14 protein-coding genes and 1 tRNA gene are annotated in these 22653 nt (G+C 44.2%); 10 read left to right on the top strand and 5 right to left on the bottom strand.

Annotated features, from left to right (window positions below; translation table 11 throughout):
- Positions 1-11: 11 nt before the first annotated feature.
- From katG to P2G54_RS05110, 3 genes are all read right to left on the bottom strand, one after another.
- Complete coding sequence (gene katG / locus P2G54_RS05120; protein WP_275868882.1) at positions 12-2285, bottom strand: catalase/peroxidase HPI; 2274 nt, start codon at positions 2283-2285, stop codon at positions 12-14.
- Between the two features lie 344 nt (positions 2286-2629).
- On the bottom strand, positions 2630-4249 hold the full coding sequence (locus tag P2G54_RS05115; RefSeq protein WP_275868880.1) for a Gfo/Idh/MocA family oxidoreductase: 1620 nt from the start codon (positions 4247-4249) through the stop codon (positions 2630-2632).
- 12 nt (positions 4250-4261) lie between these two features.
- Complete coding sequence (locus P2G54_RS05110; RefSeq protein ID WP_275868879.1) at positions 4262-4750, bottom strand: DoxX family membrane protein; 489 nt, start codon at positions 4748-4750, stop codon at positions 4262-4264.
- 695 nt (positions 4751-5445) lie between these two features.
- On the opposite strand from P2G54_RS05110, the gene P2G54_RS05105 reads away from it, so the two are divergent.
- The 7 genes from P2G54_RS05105 (at position 5446) to P2G54_RS05075 (ending at position 16701) form a co-directional block, all read left to right on the top strand.
- Positions 5446-7872 (top strand): TonB-dependent receptor, encoded by a 2427-nt coding sequence (locus tag P2G54_RS05105; protein WP_275868877.1) that lies wholly within the window; start codon positions 5446-5448, stop codon positions 7870-7872.
- A 387-nt stretch (positions 7873-8259) separates the two neighbouring features.
- Complete coding sequence (locus tag P2G54_RS05100) at positions 8260-8949, top strand: hypothetical protein (protein WP_275868876.1); 690 nt, start codon at positions 8260-8262, stop codon at positions 8947-8949.
- Positions 8950-9347: 398 nt separating this feature from the next.
- Positions 9348-10370, top strand: coding sequence for a hypothetical protein (locus tag P2G54_RS05095; RefSeq protein WP_275868874.1), 1023 nt, complete (start codon positions 9348-9350; stop codon positions 10368-10370).
- Between the two features lie 264 nt (positions 10371-10634).
- A complete protein-coding gene (locus P2G54_RS05090) occupies positions 10635-11210 on the top strand; it encodes a TetR/AcrR family transcriptional regulator (protein ID WP_275868872.1) in 576 nt (191 codons plus the stop codon).
- A 16-nt stretch (positions 11211-11226) separates the two neighbouring features.
- Positions 11227-12543, top strand: coding sequence for a TolC family protein (locus tag P2G54_RS05085; RefSeq protein ID WP_275868871.1), 1317 nt, complete (start codon positions 11227-11229; stop codon positions 12541-12543).
- 7 nt (positions 12544-12550) lie between these two features.
- Positions 12551-13612 carry an efflux RND transporter periplasmic adaptor subunit gene (locus P2G54_RS05080; RefSeq protein WP_275868870.1) on the top strand — a complete coding sequence of 354 codons (1062 nt, stop codon included), beginning with the start codon at positions 12551-12553 and terminating at the stop codon, positions 13610-13612.
- Positions 13609-16701 carry an efflux RND transporter permease subunit gene (locus tag P2G54_RS05075; RefSeq protein ID WP_275868868.1) on the top strand — a complete coding sequence of 1031 codons (3093 nt, stop codon included), beginning with the start codon at positions 13609-13611 and terminating at the stop codon, positions 16699-16701. Before P2G54_RS05080 ends, P2G54_RS05075 begins: the two co-directional genes overlap by 4 nt.
- A 139-nt stretch (positions 16702-16840) precedes the next feature.
- Here the strand turns inward: P2G54_RS05075 and P2G54_RS05070 are convergent.
- A tRNA-Asn gene (locus P2G54_RS05070) sits at positions 16841-16914 on the bottom strand.
- A gap of 380 nt (positions 16915-17294) precedes the next feature.
- On the opposite strand from P2G54_RS05070, the gene P2G54_RS05065 reads away from it, so the two are divergent.
- The 3 genes from P2G54_RS05065 to P2G54_RS05055 all read left to right on the top strand — a co-directional run bounded on the left by P2G54_RS05065 (position 17295) and on the right by P2G54_RS05055 (position 21167).
- Positions 17295-17753, top strand: coding sequence for a (2Fe-2S)-binding protein (locus P2G54_RS05065; RefSeq protein WP_275868867.1), 459 nt, complete (start codon positions 17295-17297; stop codon positions 17751-17753).
- Between the two features lie 21 nt (positions 17754-17774).
- Positions 17775-20057, top strand: a complete 2283-nt coding sequence (locus P2G54_RS05060) for a molybdopterin cofactor-binding domain-containing protein (protein WP_275868866.1) — start codon at positions 17775-17777, stop codon at positions 20055-20057.
- Positions 20058-20228: 171 nt separating this feature from the next.
- A complete protein-coding gene (locus P2G54_RS05055; RefSeq protein WP_275868865.1) occupies positions 20229-21167 on the top strand; it encodes an arginine deiminase-related protein in 939 nt (312 codons plus the stop codon).
- Between the two features lie 63 nt (positions 21168-21230).
- On the opposite strand, the gene purB is transcribed toward P2G54_RS05055, so the two are convergent.
- Positions 21231-22574, bottom strand: coding sequence for an adenylosuccinate lyase (gene purB / locus P2G54_RS05050; RefSeq protein ID WP_275868863.1), 1344 nt, complete (start codon positions 22572-22574; stop codon positions 21231-21233).
- Positions 22575-22653 lie beyond the last annotated feature (79 nt).

The following is a 22653-nucleotide window of genomic DNA, read 5'->3' as shown; positions in this document are numbered from 1 at the left end:
TTTTGCTATTCTTATTTTTTATAGATCAGATCAAATCTGTCCAGATTCATTACTTTGGTCCAAGCGGCAACGAAGTCCTTTACAAATTTCTCCTGGTTATCAGAGCTTCCGTAAACTTCTGCCAAGGCTCTCAATTCAGAATTGGAACCAAAGATCAGGTCTGCACGGGTAGCGGTATACTTCAATTCTCCGGTCTTACGGTCTCTTCCTTCGAAGATTTCCTGATCCGCGTCCATAGGTTTCCACTCTGTGCTCATATCCAATAGATTGACAAAGAAATCATTGGTCAGCATGTCTTTTTTATCGGTAAAAATACCATGCTTTGAATCGTCATAATTGGTATTTAGTGCTCTCATTCCACCCACCAAAACAGTCATTTCAGGAGCGGTCAAGGTGAGTAATTGAGCCTTGTCCACCAATAGTTCCTCAGTGGAAATGGTGTATTTGGTTTTCAGGTAGTTTCTGAAACCGTCAGCCATAGGTTCCAACAATTCGAAGGAATTTACATCGGTTTGTTCCTGAAGTGCATCCATTCGACCAGGTGTGAAAGGAACTTCCACTTGGAATCCTGCATTGGTAACTGCTTTTTCAACACCTACGGTACCTGAGAGGACGATCAGGTCAGCTAAGGAAACCTTCTTTGCGGAGGACTTGGCATTGAAATCGGACTGGATTTTTTCCAGTACAGCCAATACTTTGTTCAATTGCTCTGGGTTGTTTACTTCCCAGTTTCTCTGAGGAGCCAAACGGATTCTTGCACCATTGGCACCACCTCTTCGGTCTGAGTTTCTGTAGGTGGAAGCAGAAGCCCAAGCGGTTTCTACCAATTCACTTACAGAAAGTCCTGAATTCAAAATTGCTGCTTTCAGATCGATGATGTCCTGATCATTTACCAATTCATGGTCCACTGCTGGGATTGGATCCTGCCAAATCAGGTCTTCAGTCGGAGCTTCCGGACCCAAATAAGTGGTTTTTGGTCCCATATCTCTGTGGGTCAGCTTGAACCAAGCCTTGGCAAAAGCCTTGTTAAATTCCTCAGGATTTTCATAGAACCTTCTAGAAATCTTTTCATAGATAGGATCATATCGCATGGACAAATCCGTAGTCAGCATGGTAGGCTTGTGCTTCTTCTCTGGGTCAAAAGCATCCGGATACATGATCTTGGGATCTTTGGCTACCCACTGGTGAGCACCTGCAGGGCTTTTGGTCAATTCCCACTCGTTTTCAAACAAACTTTTGAAGAATCCCTGGCTCCACTCAGTTGGAGTGGCGGTCCAGATTACTTCCAAACCGGAAGTGATGGCATCAGCACCTTTCCCGGATTTGTAGGAGCTTTTCCAGCCAAATCCCTGCTCTTCAATAGGAGCAGCTTCTGGCTCAGGTCCTACATGAGAAGCGGGTCCGGCACCGTGGGTTTTCCCCAAAGTATGTCCACCTGCAATCAGGGCTACGGTTTCTTCATCGTTCATTCCCATTCGGCCAAAGGTTTCGCGGATGTCATGTCCTGCCAATACCGGATCAGGATTTCCGTTAGGGCCTTCAGGGTTTACATAGATCAAACCCATTTGCACGGCAGCCAATGGATTTTCGAGTTTTCTGCCGTCGGCATAGCGTTTGGAATCGTCCAACCATTTGCCTTCAGCTCCCCTGTATACGTCCAGTTCCGGCTCGAATACATCTTCTCTACCCCCAGCAAAACCGTAGGTTTCGAAGCCCATGGATTCCAGAGCCACATTTCCGGTCAATACCATCAAATCAGCCCAGGAAATTTTGTTGCCATACTTTTGCTTGATAGGCCAAAGAAGTCGTCTAGCCTTGTCCAAGTTGGCATTGTCAGGCCAGCTGTTGAGAGGAGCAAAACGCTGCTGTCCGGAGCGGGATCCTCCACGGCCGTCACCTGTACGATAAGTACCGGCACTGTGCCAAGCCATACGGATAAATAGGCCTCCATAATGTCCGAAATCTGCCGGCCACCAGTCCTGGGAATCGGTCATCAAGGCACGGATATCATTTTTCAAGGCTTGGTAATCCAAGCTGTTGAACTCCTCAATGTAGTTGAAGTCCTCGCCCATTGGGTCGGAAAGGGAGGAGTTTTGACGAAGGATGGAAAGATTCAACTGGTTGGGCCACCAGTCTGTGTTTTTGGTCGCCTTCATGCTGGAGCGGCTCTTTTTGGTCGCTCCACTCATTCCATCAACTGAAGGTTTTTCATAGGTTTTCTCCTGTGCGCCGACCTGTAGGATGCTTCCTAAGAACAATGCACAGACAAGAATTAACTTATTCATATTTGGGATATTTGGTTTCTGGTTACAAAATTAGGTCATCCGGAACCGGGTCGGAAATCGATAATTTCTATGCCTCATAGGAGAAGAGTTTTTCTCAAAACTATCAGAGGGCTATTAATTCACACTGAGTCCCAATCAAGTTTCGGTAACCAATAACTAGGAGGTACAGCAGGTTAATTGACAGTCAATGTTGCCTTGTAATTTTGGCAAAATTGCGTGTTAATTACTCATGTTTTCAGACTTTCTTGAACTGAAGAAATATCGTAAGATAATTTTTAAAAGATAAACCCGACAGATTAGGGAATTTGCCGGGTTTATAGGCAAAATTCTTGGATCTATTGATTTTAAACCGATGGGCTAGTCAAAAGAATAGCATCCAAATCTTCACCTGGCAAGGTGATGATCTGTTCGTTTTCTGCATCCCATTCGATTCGTCTGCCGATTTTATAGGAAAGTCCTGCCATATGGGCTGTGATGGCTTCCTCAAATCCCTCATCGATCCCACAGCTTGGATTACCTCCATTCCGGATACAGCTCAGCCATTCCCGAATATGTAAAAAGGTAGAATCGACTCGTTTGCCGTCCCGGTATGTCCATAGCAATCCCTTGTTGGCGAAATACTTAGCGGTGGCTGAGGTGACAGCATCCACTCCATCAGCAGATGGATCGTATTGGTAAATAGGAACACTTGGGTCAATGCGGCCTTCGGCAATCATGTCTTTGTATTGGGTAGATCTGGGATCTGCATAGATGGTCAGTATATTACCAAGTTCCATACTGGCATCATGGCCCATGAGGACGGTTCCCCGGTCAAATTGGTTGCCGAGGGTTGCACTGTAGACTAAAGTCATGCCTTTTTCTTTGCCTTCTTCCTGGGAGGATCCTGTGCTGAAATCCGGGAAGTCCATGTTGACTTGCATGACATCTGGGACATTTCTTCCATCTCTGTGGGTGTAAATTCCGCCAGAGGCTGTCACATATTTGGGGATCCCCATATTCAATACACAATTGATCCGGTCATAATCATGGGTCAATAAGTCCCCAGAAAGGCCTGATCCATAAGCCCACCATTTTCTCCATCGGAAAAAATGTTCTTTATTGAAAGGAACATAAGGGGCATTGCCCAGAAATGCATTCCAGTCAATAGTTTCAGGGGATGCGTCGGGATGGATTTCATACTGCCAAGCCCCATTGTCATCGTTTCGGTTGGTATTGGTAGTGACCAGTGAAACATGTCCAAGAGTATTTTTTGCAATGGCATCTTGTGCAGTCAGAAAACTTAGGGTTTGTCGGTGCTGGTGGCCTACAGCCAATATGGCTCCGGGATTTCTCCGGACAGCATCCCTCAGTCTGTAAGTTTCTTCCACCGTATGGGTCATGGGTTTCTCCACATAGACATGCACACCTGCTTCAATGGCAGCCTGCGCCATCGGTGCATGCCAATGATCCGGTGTGGCGATAATGACGGCATCAACTTCTCCACTGTGGATCAGGTCAAGGTAATTCTCGTATCTCTTGCAGCTGTTGTTTTCAGAATTGAAGGACTGTAAGGCTTTTTCGGCTCTAACATCAAAAATGTCGCAAATAGCAGTGAGTTTTACATTTAGATTTTCCTGGGCTTTAAAATCTTCCAGTCTCTTGTCATTTGGGTTTTCTAAGCTGGATTGAGCCATGGACTCCATCCATTCCTGAGTAGCAAATCCCAAAGCACGCATGAGTTGCTCTCCTCTAATGCCAAAACCAATCAGCCCAATCCGAAGGGGATCTCCGCTCATTGGACCGGATGCTGGGGGAGGGCTCGCCTTGATATTTAATTTTTCAAGGAGAAAATCTTTTTCAAGTTTGGATTTTTTGGTGGTATCCAGTCCTGCTGCCCACACTACTCCGACCAAGGGAATCCCGGCCAGGCTTTTGAGCAAATCTCTTCTGGAAAATCCGGTGAATAATTTTTTATCTGTTGCCATGATTTCTTGGGTTTAGTGGGCTTGGGTTTGGATTTGTTTTTTAGAAAATATTCGCTCCAAACCGAAGGAGAGAGAAGTGGGGAAAAGAAAGATCACCAACAAGGCAGCGGCTTCGATCAGGTTTTTATTGACGATCCAGTAACTGCCTTCAGTCGGACCCTGGGGATATCCAGGGAAGGGAGGATGAGCCAGAAAATACAGCAGCAAAAGCCCGATTCCGATTAAGCTTCCCAGTTGGGTTTTAAAGCCTAAAATCAAGGTAGCTCCTACAAGGAGCAAGGCAACAATGTTGAGCGTATCCACTGTGGAGATAAGGGATTCTCCTGCCAGTGATTGGAAAAAGGATTCCAGGTAAGTGGCGCTCAGTAAATAGCCCTTTGAGGTCCAGGATGGAGTATACAATTTGAGGACACCTTCATAAAGAAAATGCCATCCGATCAAAAGTCGCATGATGACCAAGGCTGTGGTCTGCATAGACGTTAATTGGGTTGATTGAGGCATATCGTAGATATTTTGATTTTAATTCACGATAATACCCATAGAAATCTGCTGATTACATGATGAAAATCAGTTAATTAGATGAAGTTTGCTTTTAGAAAGATGTTTTTAGGGGATTTATCCGACTTCTTTTCCCTTGCAAAGCAGCCGGAAAGATTCATTCATTTCAGGCAGTAATCCTCTTTTTCTTCCTCGACTCAGGGTCGAGTCATCTCTGACTTCCTGCTGCCATTTGAGATTAGTGTTTTTGGACTCCCTTCAACCATTCTATTTTCATCTTGCTGGTAATACAGGCAATCTTTGAACCCAGGGTTGAACCCCAGGGCTATTGATGGTTTGACTCTTCCAGAGTCTTTTTTCAAAGAATTACAATTGTGGCTTGAAAAGGAGAAAAGGTCTTCAATTGGATGAAATTGCAACTTCGCCCACCTATCGTAACCACGCCTGTCAGTTGTCTGGAGGTAATTGGGTGAAAAACTCAGCTCATCTATAATCAAGTCTTTCTGGGCTTATCGAGATAATTAAAACCTCCCAATCCACTGTCAATTAATCCCTTGAATGCGGCCTTCAACACTTGGTCTAACCCCAGGTAATTTCCTATTCTATTTTTATTTAGATTTTTTCTAGATAAACCTTGTTTAGAATGATTTCAGATAATATGTTTGTGCTGTTATTTAAAAACAGTCTAGATAAACACAATGAAAGCATTTTACCTAACCCTATTGTTTTCCCTGTTTTCTTTTCTGGGATTTGCTCAGAAAAGTGTGCTTCAGGGAAGGATTACCGATAAAAATAAAAACCCTTTAGCCTATGCTTCGGTATTGTTGGAGCGAACTGTAAGAGGAGTTCAGAGTAACCTTGATGGGGATTTTTCCATGAGTGATATTCCAAGTGGAACCTACACGATTAAGGTCACTATGTTGGGTTATGAGGAAGAAACAAGGACTGTAGTTCTGCTTCCCGGCGAAACTGAAGAGGTGGATTTTGTCCTTTCGGAAGAGCCTCTTTGGATAGATTCTTTTGAATTGTTGAGTAGCAGAGGGATTTTAGGACAGGAAAAACTTCCTGAAGTCGAGGATTTTAGAATAAATGCAGGCAAAAAGAATGAAGTGATCCGCATCAGAGATCTGGATGCGAATTTGGCAATGAACAACAGCCGTCAGATTTTTGGCCGTACGCCCGGGATTTCCATTTGGGAAAATGACGGTTCCGGAATTCAATTGGGTGTGGCTTCTAGAGGATTGAGTCCCAACCGCTCCTGGGAATTCAATGTCCGTATGAATGGATATGATATCACTCCAGATCCAATGGGATATCCAGAAGCTTATTTTTCCCCTCCCATGGAAGTGGTGGAAAAAATTGAAATTATCCGAGGAGCATCCTCTTTGCAGTATGGGCCTCAATTTGGAGGACTTCTGAATTTTGTCCTCAGAAAACCAGATCAATCCACCCGATTTACTGCAGAATCTTTGAATACTTTTGGGAGCAATGGACTTTTTAGCACCTTCAATTACGTTGGCGGTACGGAAGGTAAATGGAGTTATACTGCCTATTACCAAAAAAGGGTCGGTCAAGGATGGAGAGAAAATGGCTATTTCAATACAGATCATGCACATGCTGAAGTTAGCTATGCGGCAAGTAACCGCCTGAAATTAGGCTTTGAGGCTACCTATATGACCACAGAAAGTCAGCAGCCCGGAGGTTTGACAGATGAGTTATTTAATCAGGACGCCCGTCAAAGCAGCAGAAGCAGAAACTGGTTTAGTACTCCTTGGTTTGTTCCCTCTTTTTCGGCCCAATACATCCTTTCTCCCAAAAGCCAACTGAATTGGAAAGTTTTTGGAACCATTGCCGAACGAAACAGTGTGGGTTTTATGAAGGCGATCAATCTGGAGGATGATCTGGGTAACCGTCAGGTTGACCGGGATTTCTATACTACTTATGGTTCTGAATTGAGAATGACCACTGAATATTCCCTTTTTGGACTCAACAACAACTTGGCATCAGGGCTTCGATATTTCAATGGTCATATTGACAGGAAGCAAAGAGGAGTAGGGGATGCCGGAACAGAGATGAATTTTGAACTGGCGGCTGAAGAGAATTTCCCTAGGGATCTGGATTTCCGAAACACTAACTTTGCTGCCTTTGCGGAAAATGTATTTCGGTTTTCCGATAAGTTTCTCCTGACCGCTGGATTGAGATTGGAGCGTATCCAATCTGAAAACCAAGGGCAGTTTGGTATAAACGATGGAGTGCCTGTGATTTTGGAACCGGTATCAAGATCAAGATCCTTTGTCCTCGGTGGAGTGGGTGCAGAATACCATGTGACTTCCACTACAGAGTTTTACTCCAACCTTTCCCAGGCTTATCGTCCTGTTTTGATCTCGGATTTGACCCCACCTGCTACTACGGACGTGATTGATCCCAACTTGGAAGATGCCCGTGGTTACAATTTTGACTTGGGTTATAGGGGAAATATAGGTACAGTGTTCAACTTTGATGTGAGCTATTTCTATCTCAATTATGCCAACCGAATCGGTACAGTGACCCAACTGAATTCAGAGGGCCAATCCTATCAGTTCCGAACCAATTTGGGAGAATCTGTCAGCCGAGGGATGGAAGCTTATTTTGAATTTGACCCGGTAACGGCAATCTTCAAATCCTCCAGATATGGATATTTGCACGTATTTGCTTCCTTGGCCTTTGTCGATGCAAAATATCAGGATTTTGTGATCACAAGCTTGGTAGATGGACAGTTGGCCGAAAGAAATCTTAAGGGGAATCAAGTGGAAAATGCACCTAAGAAGATCAACCGATTTGGAGCTACTTACCGTTTCAAAGACTTCTCTTTGACCTGGCAGTTGAGTGACATCGGAGAGGCTTTTGCAGACGCATCCAATACCCTTGCTCCGAATGCTACTGCTACAGCCGGTTTGATTCCTTCCTACCAGGTGCAGGACCTTTCTGCAAGCTATACTTTCCGGAAAAAGTATAGTCTCAAGGCAGGTGTCAATAATCTGACTGATGAGCGGTATTTCACGCGTAGAGCTGGAGGATATCCCGGGCCTGGATTGATGCCGGCAGACGGAAGAACCTTTTATACGACATTGGGCTTTAAATTCTAATTTGCAAGCCCAAGCCATGAAAGCCATCCTGAAAACAGGATGGCTTTATTTTTTTGTTTTGATTTATGTCAATTAGGATGGATTAAAAAATATTTTATACTACTATAACTATTATTAATTAAAGTTTTTACAGCTTTTTAGGTTCAGTATTTTTGTTTTGAAATACATTAGATTTATGATTTTTTATTAAATATTAAATTGTTTTATCTATTCAATAATGAAAATTTAAATTCTTTGATTTTTAATAATATTTATAAATTAATTTTATCTATTTATATGTTGTGTTGGAATCAATTTTGTTATTTATTCGTAGATGTATCTTGTTTAATTGATGCTGTTGTTGATGTGAGTTTTAATAATTAAAATTATATAGAAACGATGAAAATAATGAAGAAGAGAAAGTCCATGAAATTAGCGGTTGTTGCTCTTATTATCGGTTTAGTACAGTTTGCCTGTAGTGATGAAAAGGATTTGTCTCCTGATACTGCACGTATAACTCTTGCGGTAACAACCACGAGTTCAGACTCAAAACTAATAAATGCGAGAGTGAACAATGAGAACTCTCTGGTCTTTACAAGTGGCAAAATCAAGTTCAGAGAGGTTGTTTTTGATGGAGATACTCAAAATCGTTCTGTGAGTATAACCCATGAACAAATTTCGGAAATTGATTATGCCACGGGAATGATTACACCTGCCGTAAATATTGATGTACCGGCCGGTGAGTATACGAATGTAAATTTGGGAATCGAAATTCAGGACGAAAATAGTGATCCATCCATTGTAATTGAAGGAACTTATATCAATTCAGAGGGAACTTCAATTCCAATAAGATTAGAATTTAATAGTGGTGAAGTTTTTGAGGCGAATGCAAGTGTGGTTAGTATTCCAGCGGGTTCCAATATTGTAGGTAAAATAAAATTTGATGCTTTAGACTGGTTTAGTGTAGTCTCAGCTGAAGAGTTGGATAATGCGCAACTTACTAATGGAAAAATAATTATAAGTGAAACTTCAAACGCTGATATTTTCGACCAAGTTGCCAATAGGTTGGATGTTGCGACTCAAGCAGTGTTTGAATAAAAATCTATTGTTCAATTTAAAAATGGATTTTTAAAGCAAATCACTATCAAATGTCTGGAATAATTTGGATGTATTTCTGATCATTAGCTTGACTTTTGGGGTTTAAGAAAATTGCAGCTTTTACTAATTTTATTTGAATTAAACTGAGATAGATTTAAACAAAAAAGAGGTCGTTTTAGACCTCTTTTTTGTTTTGCTCTCCCCGTCAATAATTGTTGCATCCGAAATTAGACCTTCTTCCTTTTTAGAAAAATTCAAGAAGAAATAATTTCAAACTGTTTTATCATTCGCGTTCCTTAAAATTTATAGAGGATCTCATTTTTGGGGTTTCGAGCAAAAGGGTTTTATCTATTAAATAATTGGTTTATATTTTCCCTAAATCTTTATCATTTGGACTTATGATTAAGCGGTTTTACTGGATTGTTTTAGTTTTTTGTTTGGCTTGCGGAAAAGATGAACTTCCTCCCCGTGAAACTACCCTACTGGAAAATTGGGAGATAAAAGAGACAATTTCTCCCTGGCTCTTTAACTTCTCTGATAAGACACAATTTGTCAATGAATGGGTAGGGTTTCGTACCGGACCTTTTCTTTACAAGACTACCGATGGGGGAAGAAACTTCACTGGCATTTTCGAAATGCCTTATTCTCCCAATCCACCAGCTTTTTTTGCATTGGATGAGCAGCAGCTGTGGTTGACGAGTACCCGATTGGAGGAAGATAATAAGAGTCCCCAAGGAATTGTTTATCGAAGTAAGGATGGAGGGGAAACATGGGAAGTTTTTGAGCGGAAAAACACTTTTTTTGAAAGGATTTCCTTTTCGAGCCCAACCCGTGGCTTTGCTTATGCTGTGGAATATACTGGCTCTCTAAATGACCAATTTCAGCTTTTCGAAACGATAGACGGAGGGGAAACGTGGAATCCGACGAGTGTAGATTTCAGCCGGGTCAACCTGATTCAATTCCTCTGGAAAACCGAAGATTTAGGATTTATTATAGGATTGGATGGGGCACATTATCGCACGATTGATGGGGGAGAGACCTGGACTCCATTTCGGAGCAATCCTTCTGGGGGAGAATCCTTTTTTTACCCTGTAGATGCTGATCGATACTATGAAATGAGGTTAACTGAAACAATCCAAGGGAATTGGGCCAACCGAACCGAGACTCGTTTGGATCAGCCGATCTACATTCTATCTCAGACAGGTCAGGATGTGATCGGATTCTTATTGGACGAGGGATGCCTGCCTTACACTCCCTGCAAAAATTGGTTGATGAGTTCCAAGGATGGAGGAGTAACCTGGGAAAAGCACCTGGGCATTTCATTTGATAATATTCTCCGAAGAGAACAAGAAATCCGATCCGGATTGGTTTTTATTTCGGATCGAAATTCAGCAAATATGATCCAGATAATGAAAAAATAGCTGGAGACCACCTCCATTTGTAAAGTCTAAAAACAAAAAAAAGAGGTCAATACTAACCTCTTTCTTGTTTTGCTCCCCCTCTTGGCAAAAGCTGTAGCTGGGGCTAAATAGTTTGTAGATTTTTTAAGAGAAAGGACAAACAGGAAAAAGACAATAAGTCTGAATTTTTTCATTATCAAATAGCCTCTGCCTATTCAAAAGCTCAAAAGTTTGCATTTTAAAAAATGTGGATTACCTTTGTTAGTAAATACTAACTAACTAAAAATGATCTCCGAAAGACAAAAAGAACTGATCGATGCAGCAGGCAGAATTCTGACCAAATCAGGGATTGGAGGCTTGACTACCAAAAAGCTGGCTTTGGAAATGGGATTTTCAGAAGCGGCTATCTATCGGCACTTTTCAAGTAAAGAAGCAATAATCCTGACCTTACTCGAATTCCTTCGGGAAAATATGGTCTCGAGACTTTCTTCTCTAGACCCTAATTTAGCGGTAGAAGATCGGTTCAAGGCTATTTTTTCCAGTCAGTTTGCCTTTTTTTCCCAGCATCCACACTTTGTGGTAGCCGTGTTTTCTGATGGACTTTGGGAAGAAAGCGATCAAATCAATCAGGCAATTTTGGCCTTGATGCAGACGAAAATGGGTTTCTTGATGCCTTTGATCCAAGAGGGGCAGGCTCATGGGATAGTTAGATCTGACCTTTCAGCAGAGCAATTGGTGCATTTGGTCTTGGGGGCCTTTCGCCTTCAGATGTTCAAATGGCGAGTTTCCGGATTCAATTTTGACTTGAATACCTCCGGAATGGAACTGATCCAATCGATTTTAACCCTGATTAAACGCTAAAAAAATTTACCTCTAGATGTTAGTAAATATTCACAAACTTTCTGTTTTATTCCTTCTGGCTTTCCTAATCGGAGCGAAGGTACAGGCACAGGAATGGACGCTGAAGCAAAGTCTGGATACGGCCTTGCTACGCAATAAGGCCTTGAAGATGGCCACCAATCAGCTGGCTGCTGCGGACTTGAAAAATCAGGAGTCGCGAAGTCAGCTTTTGCCCAAGATCCTAGCGACTGCTGATTACAAGTACTTCAGCCAACTTCCCTACCAAATGCTTCCCCAGGTTGCTTTTGGTGGACCGGAGGGAGTGTATCGGGCGGTGCAATTTGGTGTTCCTCATACCATTATGGGGAATATTAACCTGCGAATGCCAATCTACGATCCCCAGGTGATGGCAGGAATTCAGATTTCTGAATCGTATCAGGAGTTGGCCGAGTGGCAGCGGGTCAAAACTGAGGAGCAGGTTTATCTGGAGGTTTCTAATCTGTATTACAATGCACAGATTTTGAAAAATCAGGTTGCTTTTTTCGAAGCCAACCAAGTCAACGGCGAGAAACTCGAGCGAAACGTTCGCTTGCTGTATGAGCAGAAATTGGCCAGCAGAACGGATCTGGATAAGGTAATCCTTCAAAATCAGCACTTGCAATCCCAGATTATCCGACTGAGAAATCAATATATGACGGTGCTACAGCAGCTTAAATTGGCAATAGGCATACCGCTGGACCAAGAAATGGATGTGGTTTCGGAAGTGCAAATGGGTGAAGAAGAAGTGCCTATTGCAGGATTGACCTCAGAGATCAGAATTCAGGAACTCCGCGAAAAAGTGATCAATCAGGAACTGACCACCATCAAGAATTCTCGGATTCCCAGCGTCAATTTGATCGCCAACTATGGAATGACCGGTTTTGGATATAGCGGTGCTCCTGAGTCTTTTTTGAATTTTTATCCCCAGAGTTTTATCGGAGCGCAGATCAGTTTTCCGATTTTCAACGGGACAGCAACAACCAAAAAAATCCGCCAGAAAGAACTGGAACTGGAAAATGCCACCTTGCAAAAATCACTGCTTGCCGATCAGAATCAGGTCCAATATCAGACAGCTTTGCGTCAGCAGGCTACAGCAAAAAACCAAATCCTGACTACTGCCTCTCAGATCCAACTAGCCGAGTCCATATACACTAAATCTCTCCTTTTGCAGCAGGAGGGATTGGCTACTTTGACCGATATCCTGCTTGCCGATCAATCGCTAAGAACTTCCCAACAAGCCTATCTCGATGCGATGGTCGAATACCTCAAAGCCACCCTCGAACTCAAAAAATCATCATCCACACTTCTCAATTGATCTTACCATGAAAAAGATCCTCATCTATATTATTCCTTTGGCCTTGATCGCGATCGTCGCGGTCAGGTTGGTACTCAATAAAAAGGCAGCCGAAGAGCGAGTCTATGTTTATGACAAAGATCAAGCAGTACCTGTTTTTGCAGTAAAAGTGACAGAAGGTCATTTGGACAATCGGCGCAGCTTTTCTGGTGTGATCGAACCCATTCGGGAAGGCAAAATCAGCGCAGAAGTACAGGGGAAAGTCACAAGTATTGCCGTGGAAGTCGGTCAGCGTGTCGGTGCCAATCAACTGCTGGTGCAGCAGGATGTGGCCTTACTTCAGCTTCAGCTCAAAGCGGCTGAGGTTCAGAAAGGCGGGTTGGAAGCCGACCTGAAGCGGTATCGGGTGTTGGTGGAAAATGAAGCGATTCAGGGGATTCAGTTGGAAAAGACCGAACTTGCTTTGGCAGGTTTGGAAGTGCAAATTGCTACGCTAAAAGAGCAGTTGGCAAAGTCATCCATCAAAGCTCCATTTTCGGGAATTGTTACCGCAAAAATGACCGAAGTGGGAGATTTTGCCGCTCCGGGAAAACCCCTGATCCAGGTAACTGATCTCAGTCGAGTGAAATTGACTATTCAGGTTCCGGAAAATGATTTGGGCTTTTTTCAAAACGGGAGTGCCCAGCTTGTGAAAATCGCCTCTCTTTCTACCGAATTTCCCGCCAGAGTAAGCTTGGTGGGCAGTCGAGGCTCTGTCGGAAATAATTTTCCGGTGGAACTGACTTTTGAAAATACAGCAAACCTTTCTGTCAAAGCCGGAATGTTTGGGGAAGTCTTGGTGAAAGGCGAAGCAAATTCTGAAGGAGTGATTTTACCAGCCTCTGCTTTGGTAGGTTCGGACTTGGATCCCAAGGTCTATGTGATTCAAGAAGGCAAGGCAAAACTTCAGTCTATTGCCATCGCTCAACGAATCGGTGATCACCTCATTTTGAAAAGCGGGGTCAAGTCCGGAGACCTAGTCATCACCGGAGGCTTAGTCAATGTATTTGAAGGTGCGAATGTGGAACCCAATTTTTCTTCTGAGCGATGAATATCACCTCCATTTCCATCAACCGACCCTCGCTGATCATTGTCTTGTTCAGCTTGTTGATCCTCCTCGGATACATCGGCTTTACCAATTTGTCCTACGAACTGATGCCGGATTTCAATCAACCTGTTTTGGTGATCAAGACGGGCTATCCTGGAGCGTCTCCGGATGAGGTACAGTCTTCGGTTTCGGAGAAAGTTGAAGATGCGCTTTCCAATCTGGAAGGGATTGACTATTTGATTACGAAGTCCATGCCCAATGCATCGGTGGTCATCGCCAACATGAATTATGGTGTGGACCTCGATCAGGCCATGCAGGATGCACAGCGTTACATTGACAATATTTCCAAGGACCTGCCAGAGGATGTGCTTTCGCCGGTGATGACGAAAGTTTCACCAAACGACCTCCCCATTATGTCCATTACCGCGACCAGTCAATTGGAGTCCAGGGCTTTTTACCAGAAAATGGCGGATGAGTTTTTGCCCCAAATCCAGCAATTGAAAGGGGTGGCGGAAATCACGGTTTTGGGTGGAGAGCAGCGGGAGATTCAGGTGAAAGTCGATCCTGAGAAGTTGCGCTTTTATCAGATTCCACTTCAGCAGGTGGTTGAGTCCATCAATCGGGCTGGCTTGGATATTCCCGCCGGAAATGTGCAGACAGATCAAGTTCAAAGTTCTGTTCGATTAAGCGGTAAATTCAATGAGTTATCCGAAATCGAAAATGTCCAGGTGGCCATGCCGATGCCGGGAGCACCGATTTATGTTCGGGATTTGGCAATAGTCAGGGACGGAACTAAAGAAATCACTTCTGTAAGCCGATTCAACGGCAAGGAAGGAATCGGGCTCTTGCTCAAAAAGCAGGGCGATGCCAATGCGGTCGATGTATCGAAGGCAGTCCGAGAAAAACTTTCCCAAATTGAAGCTCAGTATGCTTCGGATGGAGTGACCTTTATCATCGCGGATGACAGCACAGACAATACCATCGCAGCGGTAAATTCGGTAGTTTTTGATTTGATCCTTGCCGTGATCTTGGTGGCATTGGTGATGCTGCTCTTTTTGCGCAGCTTCCGAAATTCATTGATCGTCTTGGTAGCGATCCCGACTTCGCTGGTAACAGCCTTTGCGGTGATGTGGCTCTTGGGTTATACGCTCAATCTGATGACTTTGCTGGCCATGTCGCTGATCATTGGGATATTAGTGGATGATGCGACGGTGGTTTTGGAAAATATCCAACGCCACTTGGATATGGGGAAAGACAAAAAGTCTGCGGCTATGGATGGACGAATGGAAATCGGTTTTTCGGCGCTTTCCATCACGTTGGTTGACGTAGTGGTATTCCTTCCTATTCTATTCCTTCAGGTTTTTGTGGCCGATATGCTGAAGCAGTTTTCGGTCGTGGTGATTACTTCTACGCTGACCAGTTTGTTGGTTGGGTTTACGCTTACACCCTGGATGGCTTCCCGAATCGGTAAAGCCGAGGACCTCAAGCCGGCCCATGCATTTAATCGGTTTTTGCTTGGCTTTGAGCATTGGTTGGATGGCTTTATCGCTTGGTATGGCAGGCAGTTAACTTGGGTTTTGAGTCATAAGTTAGCTTTTACCGGGATTGTGATTTTGCTTTTCGCAATGACAGGGGCCATTATGAAGCAGGGGATTATTGGCAAAGAACTAATTGCAACGGGTGATCAGGGAAGGTTTCGACTTTATCTGGAATACGACAAGTCTACAAGTGTGAAGGAAAATAATCTCCGTACCCAACAAGTGGAGCAGTTTCTCTTGCAGCAGCCAGAAGTCTCTACGCTGTTCAGCAATGTGGCCGGACCTACCTCGGGGATCGGAAGTTTGGGAGTGGGATTGCCTTATAAATCTGAACTGACCATACAGCTATTGGACAAGAATGAAATCGGAGGACTTTCTACTGAAAAATTCATGAAAGACGTGCGGGAAGAGCTTAAGCGGACTTTTCCTGGAATCAGTTTCTCGATGACTGCCTTGGGATTGATTCCCCGTTCGGCTCCGATCGAGATGACGCTCAGCGGCCCAGATCAAGAGCAGGTGATGAAAGTGGGGAAAGAATTGGCTTTGGTTCTCGAAAAAATCCCCGGAGCGGATGATGTCAAATTATCAGTCGAGGAAGGGAGTCCTGAATATCAGGTGATCCCAGATTCAGACAAATTGCAGCGATTGGGCTTGTCCAATGCCGTACTAGGCTTGACGCTTCGAAATGCATTTGCTGGAAATGAGGATGCGACCTTGACTGAGGCCGGAACAGAGTATCCCGTTCGGATTCAATTGGATAATTTCAACCGAGAATCTTACGAAGATGTCAAAAACTTCCAGTTAATCAATCCCAAGGGAATGCCGATTGTCTTGTCACAAGTTGCAGAAGTAATTCAGGCAAATTCTCCTTCCATGCTCGAGCGAAAAGACAGACAGTCAGCTTTAACCATTACCGCTGATGCTTTGGGCCGACCTTCCGGTACGGTGGCTGATGAGGTAGTGGCCTACTTGAAGGACAATCCACTTCCCGAAGGAATCAGCATGGTTTGGGGTTCGGATATCAAGCGGCAAAATGACAGTTTTGGGGCTTTGGGACAGGTTTTGTTGATTTCCTTTCTGTTGATTTACCTGATCATGGTAGCACTGTACGATAGCTTTGTCTATCCATTTGTGGTACTGTTTTCCATTCCTGTTGCGGTGATTGGAGCCTTTTTGGCTCTCAATCTGTCGATGAACAACCTGAGTTTGTTTGCCCTCTTGGGCTTGATCATGCTGATGGGCTTGGTGGCCAAAAATGCGATTTTGATCGTGGATTTCACCAATCAGCTGAAAGAAAGAGGAATGGGAACTCGCGAAGCACTCCTCGAAGCCGGAAAAGGTAGGATGCGACCCATTTTGATGACTACACTCTCTATGGTGATCGGAATGCTACCCATTGCCTTGGCAAGCGGCACAGCCAGCGAATGGAAAAATGGCCTGGCTTGGGTGATTATAGGAGGGCTGCTTTCTTCTTTGATATTGACGGTGTATCTGGTGCCGGTAGTCTATGAGGCAGTGGATAGGTTGAAGGCAAGGTTTCTGAAATATGGGTAAAATCGAAAGGGCGAAGTCTTCGAACTTGAATAGGAATTTTAGATTAAAAGAATATAGTCTTTTCTTAAATCTATTAAAATCCCATTCTTCTGGGTTTAAAACAAAAAAAGAGGTCAATTTTGACCTCTTTTTTGTTTTGCTCCCCCTCTTGGGCTCGAACCAAGGACCCCATGATTAACAGTCATGTGCTCTAACCAGCTGAGCTAAGGAGGAGTGTTTCGTACCGTTTTCCGATAACGTGATGCAAATGTAGGGGGATCAGTATTTTTTTCCAAACAGGTTTCCTAAAAAATCTTAGGCTTTTGAACCTGTTTTTGGTTTCATGCTTCTAAATCAGCGACTTATTTTTAGATCAAAAGAGCAGTTTTTTTGCCTGATTAGATTTGAAGCTTTATTTGGAACATTTTTTTGGATTTTATCTTATCCTCAAATTGAATCCTCTGCTGTTCCTGGATTTTTTGAAGACCTTTCTTTTTGATGCCAGTACTATAGGATCTACAATTCCAGGATTCCTCTAAAAATGGACACTTAAAACTCAATATTTCTGGCATTTTGAGTAACTTTTAAGGTCAATTCCTGAAAATAATTACACTATGGAACACTATACAATAACCGTAAACGGTAAAAAACATGAGGTGGATGCCCCTGCTGATATGCCCCTGCTTTGGGTGCTTAGGGATTTATTATCCATGAAAGGCACTAAGTTTGGTTGCGGGCAGGCCCTTTGCGGTGCCTGTACTGTCCACTTGGACGATGTGGCTGTTAGGTCTTGTTCTCTTCCTATTTCTGAAGTTGGGGATGGTAAAATCACCACGATCGAGGGACTTTCCGAAAATGGGAACCATCCTCTTCAGGAGGCTTGGGTGGAGCATGTGGTTCCTCAGTGTGGCTATTGCCAGGGAGGACAGATTATGAATGCAGCTGCATTGCTCAAGCGGGTTCCTAACCCTTCTGAGGCCGAAATTGAATCTGCAATGCAGGGTAACCTCTGTCGTTGCGGAACTTATAACCGAATCAAGGAAGCTATTCTTACTGCATCCAAGTCCAGTTGATCACCTTAACTCTTTTCCTTTATGAAGAATTTTATTCCATTTCTGAAAAATAAATACCCGGAAGACCGGTCAAAGGTGTTTGTGCCTTCCCGTCGTGATTTTTTGAAAATCAGCTCTCTGGCAACGGGAGGATTTTTGTTGGGGGTCAACTTCCAATGTACTGGACCCAAGGGTGAACCCATGACCTTTGCTCCCAATGTTTTCATTCAATTGGATACCGACAATGGGGTGACCATTATTGCCCACCGTTCCGAGATGGGAACAGGTATCCGCACATCCCTGCCGATGATTGTGGCAGATGAACTGGGAGCCGACTGGAGCCAAGTGAAAATCGTGCAAGCTGAAGGGGATGAGGATAAATACGGCAACCAAAATACGGATGGATCATTCTCGGTTCGGATGTTTTATGAGCCTATGAGAAAGGCCGGGGCCACTGCCCGTCACATGCTGATCACTGCAGCGGCCAATCGCTGGGGAGTAGACCCTTCTGAATGTAGTACTGAAAACAGCCATGTCTTACTGACAGGTACTCACAAGCAGTTCAAATTCGGCGAATTGGTTGAAGATTTATTGGTAATGGAAATGCCGGACCCGGCAAGTGTGCAGGTCAAGGATTTTTCCGAATACAAATTGGTCGGTACCGATGTGGCAATCTATGATGCCAAGGATATAGTGAGCGGTAAAGCGAAATTCGGAGCAGACATAGATCTGCCTAATATGCAAATTGCGATGATCGCCAGAAGCCCCGTAGTGGGAGCCAAAATTGTTTCCTGGAATGATGAGAAAGCTTTGGCAGTACCGGGTGTGAGTCAAGTAGTCAAAATAGAAGGAGCGGGAATCCCGGCAGGTTTGGATAAGCCTCTGGAAGGTTTGGCAGTGATCGCCTCCAATACCTGGGCAGCCAAAAAAGGTAGGGAAGCGCTGGAGATCGAATGGGATCTTGGTCCCAACCAGAATTACAGTTCTGCGGCTCAAATGGAGGAGATGGCCGCAAGTACTCAACAAAATGGGAAAGTCAGAAGGGAGCGTGGCAGTTTCAATGCAGCTAAGTCTTCCGCTGGTAAGGTTGTGGACAGAGTTTATAAGGCTCCATATTATGCACATGCCACCATGGAACCCTTGGCAGCTATTGCTGAATATAAAGGAGATGGTTCTGTGGAAGTGTGGGCTCCAACCCAGCATCCCCAGTGGGCAAGAGGTGCAGTCGCCAATGCTTTGGGAATTGAGATCGATAAGGTCAAAATGAATATCACCCTCTTGGGTGGAGGTTTTGGCCGTAAATCCAAGCCGGATTTTGTTGCCGAGGCAGCATTGCTTTCCAAAGCAGCCAAAACCCCGGTAAGGGTGCAATGGACCCGTGAAGATGATATTCACCATGATTTTTACCATGCCCAAAGTGCCCAGAGAATCGTGGCAACCTTGGACAAAAGCAATAAACTAAGCGGTTGGAATCACCATACGGTTTTTCCGGCTATTGGCTCGACTGGTAATCCGGATGAACTGCATCCTTCTAATGGAGAAATGGGGCTGGGCTGTATTGACTACCCCTATGATGTTCCCAACATCCGAATTGAATCTCATGAGTCCAAGGGCCATACCCGAATCGGCTGGCTTCGCTCTGTGAGTAATATCCACCATTCCTTTGCCATCAATTGTATGATGGATGAGATTGCCGAAACAAGAGGAATTGATCCGGTTCAGCAGGCTTTGGAGTTATTGGGTGATGACCGTGATCTGGAATTTGCGGCAGAGACCAACAATGCCTATGAAAACTATGGGGAAAAAATCGAGGAGTATCCATGGAATACAGGCAGAATGAAAAAAGTGATCCAAACAGTCGCAGAGAAGGCAAATTGGTCTTCCAATCTGGGCCAGGGAAAGGCAATGGGATTTGCGGCTCATAAGAGCTTTTTGACCTATGTGGCCTGTATCGTGATGGTGGAGAAAGATGCCAATGGAAACCTGATGATCCCTGAGGTACATTACGCTGTGGATTGCGGGGTAGCCGTGAATACCGACCGGATTCGCTCCCAATTCGAGGGAGGGGCTCAGTTTGCCACTTCCCTGGCAATGACTTCTGCGATCACTTTCGAAGATGGAAGGGTGCAGCAAAATAATTTTGATACCTATCAGATTATCCGCATGCCCCAGTCTCCTAAGAAAACCGAGGTACATATCGTGGAAAGCCAAGTAAAGCCTACCGGAGTAGGAGAGCCTCCTGTTCCCCCGTACATTCCTGCATTGGCCAATGCGGTATACAAATTGACCGGGAAAAGGATTTACGAATTGCCTTTCAAGCTGTGAGGTAAAATCTTATTGATTCATTGACAGCAGAAATTTATCCGGGTTTGGGGAATCGCTTTCCAAGCCCGGATTTTTTCTTGGCTCATGCTGCAACCAATTCTGGCCAAAAGACCGTTAAGCAAATAAGTCCAGGTACTGGAATTAGTAGCTTTCCTACTATTTGATGATCCCATGCAGACAACTTCGACGATATTGATGGTTCGCCCGAGCAATTTTGGATTCAATCCCGAAACTGCTACAAGTAACTTCTATCAGAGGGAGGATGACCGTGCTCCGGAACTTATCCACGACTTGGCCAAAAGGGAATTTGATGGTTTTGTGGCTTTGCTTCGTGATCAGGGGATTAGGGTGATAGTTGTAGAGGATTCGGTTTTTCCTGTAAAAACCGATGCCGTTTTTCCCAATAATTGGTTCAGCACCCATCCTGACGGCAAATTGATCTTGTATCCCATGAGTTCTCCCAACCGACGCTTGGAGAGGAGAAAGGATATCCTTGAACAACTGATTCATTCAGGATTTATGGTTTCTGAGATCATCGATCTCAGCTTCTTTGAGGAGGATGGACAATTTTTGGAGGGTACGGGAAGTATGGTGATGGACCATGGTGCAAAAGTGATCTATGCCTGCCTGTCAGAAAGAACCCATCCCGTTCCCCTCGAATATGTGGCAAAATTGCTGGGATATCAGCTTTTGTCTTTTGAGGCGGCTCAGGAAATCAATGGTAAGGTAAGTCCGATTTATCATACCAATGTGATGATGCATGTGGGGACGGATATTGCCGTAGTCTGCTTAGAAAGTATCCCGAAATCTTCCGACCGCCTCCGCGTACAACAAAGCCTCACAAGATCAGGGAAAAAGGTGGTACCTATTACCGTTAAGCAGAAGTTAAATTTTTCCGGCAATATGCTGGAGCTCAGAAATGAGGGGGAGGAAAAGTTTACGGTGATGTCCCAGTCCGCATACGACTCTCTCACTGTGGGACAGATTCAGCAAATAGAAAAGTATTCCACCATCATCAGTCCTTCCATTCCTACCATTGAGAAATTGGGGGGAGGAAGTGTTCGGTGCATGATGGCTGAGATTTTTTTGCCTGACGGGAAAAAAGGTTAAAAAAAAACTCCCGAAGGCTCGGAGTGCCATCGGGAGTTCTGTGTGGGGAAATTTTCCCTTGATTTAGATTCCTGTATAGTTGAATGGAGAAATAGCTTTCAACTCTCCTTTCAAAACATCAGAGATAGGCAAGCCATCAATGAATGTGGCAATGGATTTCTGGGTGATCTTTTCGTTGGTACGGGTAAGGTCTTTCAGAGCTTCATAAGGTTTTGGGAAGCCTTCTCTTCTCAAAATGGTCTGAATAGCTTCAGCTACTACTGCCCAGTTTTCTTCCAGGTCTTCATCAATCGCAGCTTGGTTCAACTCCAGTTTACCCAATCCCTTTTTCAGGGATTCCAAAGAAATCAGCATATGGGCCAAAGGAACACCAATGACTCTGAGGACTGTGCTGTCTGTTAAATCCCGCTGTAATCTTGAAATCGGAAGCTTGGCTGCCAGATGCTCCAACAGGGCGTTGGCGATTCCCAGATTTCCTTCAGCATTTTCAAAATCAATTGGATTGACCTTGTGAGGCATGGCAGAAGAACCAATCTCACCGGCTTTGATTTTTTGCTTGAAGTAGTTCATAGATACATACTGCCAAACGTCTTTCGATAGATCTAGGAGTATGGTGTTGATGCGCTTTAATCCGTCAAAAATCGCTGCTAAATTATCATAGTGCTCGATCTGGGTAGTAGGATAGCTTCTTTCCAGTCCGAGGTAGTTTTCCACGAAGTAGAAGGCAAATTCATTCCAGTCCAATTCCGGATAGGCCACCTGATGTGCATTCATATTTCCGGTAGCTCCTCCGAATTTTGCGGAATATGGAATTTGCTCCAACAATTCCATTTGATGCTTCAGACGGACTACGAATACCTGGATTTCCTTGCCCAAACGAGTAGGGGAAGCCGGCTGGCCATGGGTTTTGGCAAGCATGGGGATGTCTTTCCATTCCTCAGCCAAATCGGCAAGCCTCTCCACGACTTCCTCCAAAAATGGAAGAATGATCTCTTGAAGGCCATTCTTAAGCATCAATGGAGTTGCGGTATTGTTGATGTCCTGGGAAGTAAGTCCAAAGTGAATGAATTCTTTGTAGTTCTCCAGCCCCAATTTGTCAAATTTCTCCTTGAGGAAATATTCAACGGCTTTTACGTCGTGGTTGGTAGTACGCTCGGTAGTTTTGATCCACTCGGCATCTTCCAGTGAAAAACCAGTGACAATTTCTCTCAGGCTAGGGAAAAGTTGATGGTCGAAATCTTCCAGCTGAGGGACAGGAAGCTGACAAAGAGCAATGAAGTATTCCACTTCCACATGCACTCTGTATTTGATCAATGCAAATTCAGAGAAAAAGGCTCTAAGCGGCTCGGTTTTACCTGCATAACGTCCATCTATAGAACTGACAGCAGTCAGGGCATTTAATTCCATGGTTTGGTTAGGTTTTGCTTCGCAAAAATGAATAAACCCGATTTTTTCGGTAGCTGTAAAGTTAGGTTATAAAGTCCAA

Source organism: Algoriphagus sp. CAU 1675 (assembly GCF_029222925.1).
Classification (GTDB): Bacteria; Bacteroidota; Bacteroidia; order Cytophagales; family Cyclobacteriaceae; genus Algoriphagus.
Note: the sequence above shows the minus strand (reverse complement) of the source record. Positions and strands in the feature narration are given on the sequence as shown.

Bases quoted from the DNA above. Each gene is read 5' to 3' on its own strand.
- katG (WP_275868882.1), bottom strand. From the start codon at position 2,285: ATGAATAAGTTAATTCTTGTCTGTGCATTGTTCTTAGGAAGCATCCTA.
- P2G54_RS05115 (WP_275868880.1), bottom strand. From the start codon at position 4,249: ATGGCAACAGATAAAAAATTATTCACCGGATTTTCCAGAAGAGATTTG.
- P2G54_RS05110 (WP_275868879.1), bottom strand. From the start codon at position 4,750: ATGCCTCAATCAACCCAATTAACGTCTATGCAGACCACAGCCTTGGTC.
- P2G54_RS05105 (WP_275868877.1), top strand. From the start codon at position 5,446: ATGAAAGCATTTTACCTAACCCTATTGTTTTCCCTGTTTTCTTTTCTG.
- P2G54_RS05100 (WP_275868876.1), top strand. From the start codon at position 8,260: ATGAAGAAGAGAAAGTCCATGAAATTAGCGGTTGTTGCTCTTATTATC.
- P2G54_RS05095 (WP_275868874.1), top strand. From the start codon at position 9,348: ATGATTAAGCGGTTTTACTGGATTGTTTTAGTTTTTTGTTTGGCTTGC.
- P2G54_RS05090 (WP_275868872.1), top strand. From the start codon at position 10,635: ATGATCTCCGAAAGACAAAAAGAACTGATCGATGCAGCAGGCAGAATT.
- P2G54_RS05085 (WP_275868871.1), top strand. From the start codon at position 11,227: ATGTTAGTAAATATTCACAAACTTTCTGTTTTATTCCTTCTGGCTTTC.
- P2G54_RS05080 (WP_275868870.1), top strand. From the start codon at position 12,551: ATGAAAAAGATCCTCATCTATATTATTCCTTTGGCCTTGATCGCGATC.
- P2G54_RS05075 (WP_275868868.1), top strand. From the start codon at position 13,609: ATGAATATCACCTCCATTTCCATCAACCGACCCTCGCTGATCATTGTC.
- P2G54_RS05065 (WP_275868867.1), top strand. From the start codon at position 17,295: ATGGAACACTATACAATAACCGTAAACGGTAAAAAACATGAGGTGGAT.
- P2G54_RS05060 (WP_275868866.1), top strand. From the start codon at position 17,775: ATGAAGAATTTTATTCCATTTCTGAAAAATAAATACCCGGAAGACCGG.
- P2G54_RS05055 (WP_275868865.1), top strand. From the start codon at position 20,229: ATGCAGACAACTTCGACGATATTGATGGTTCGCCCGAGCAATTTTGGA.
- purB (WP_275868863.1), bottom strand. From the start codon at position 22,574: ATGGAATTAAATGCCCTGACTGCTGTCAGTTCTATAGATGGACGTTAT.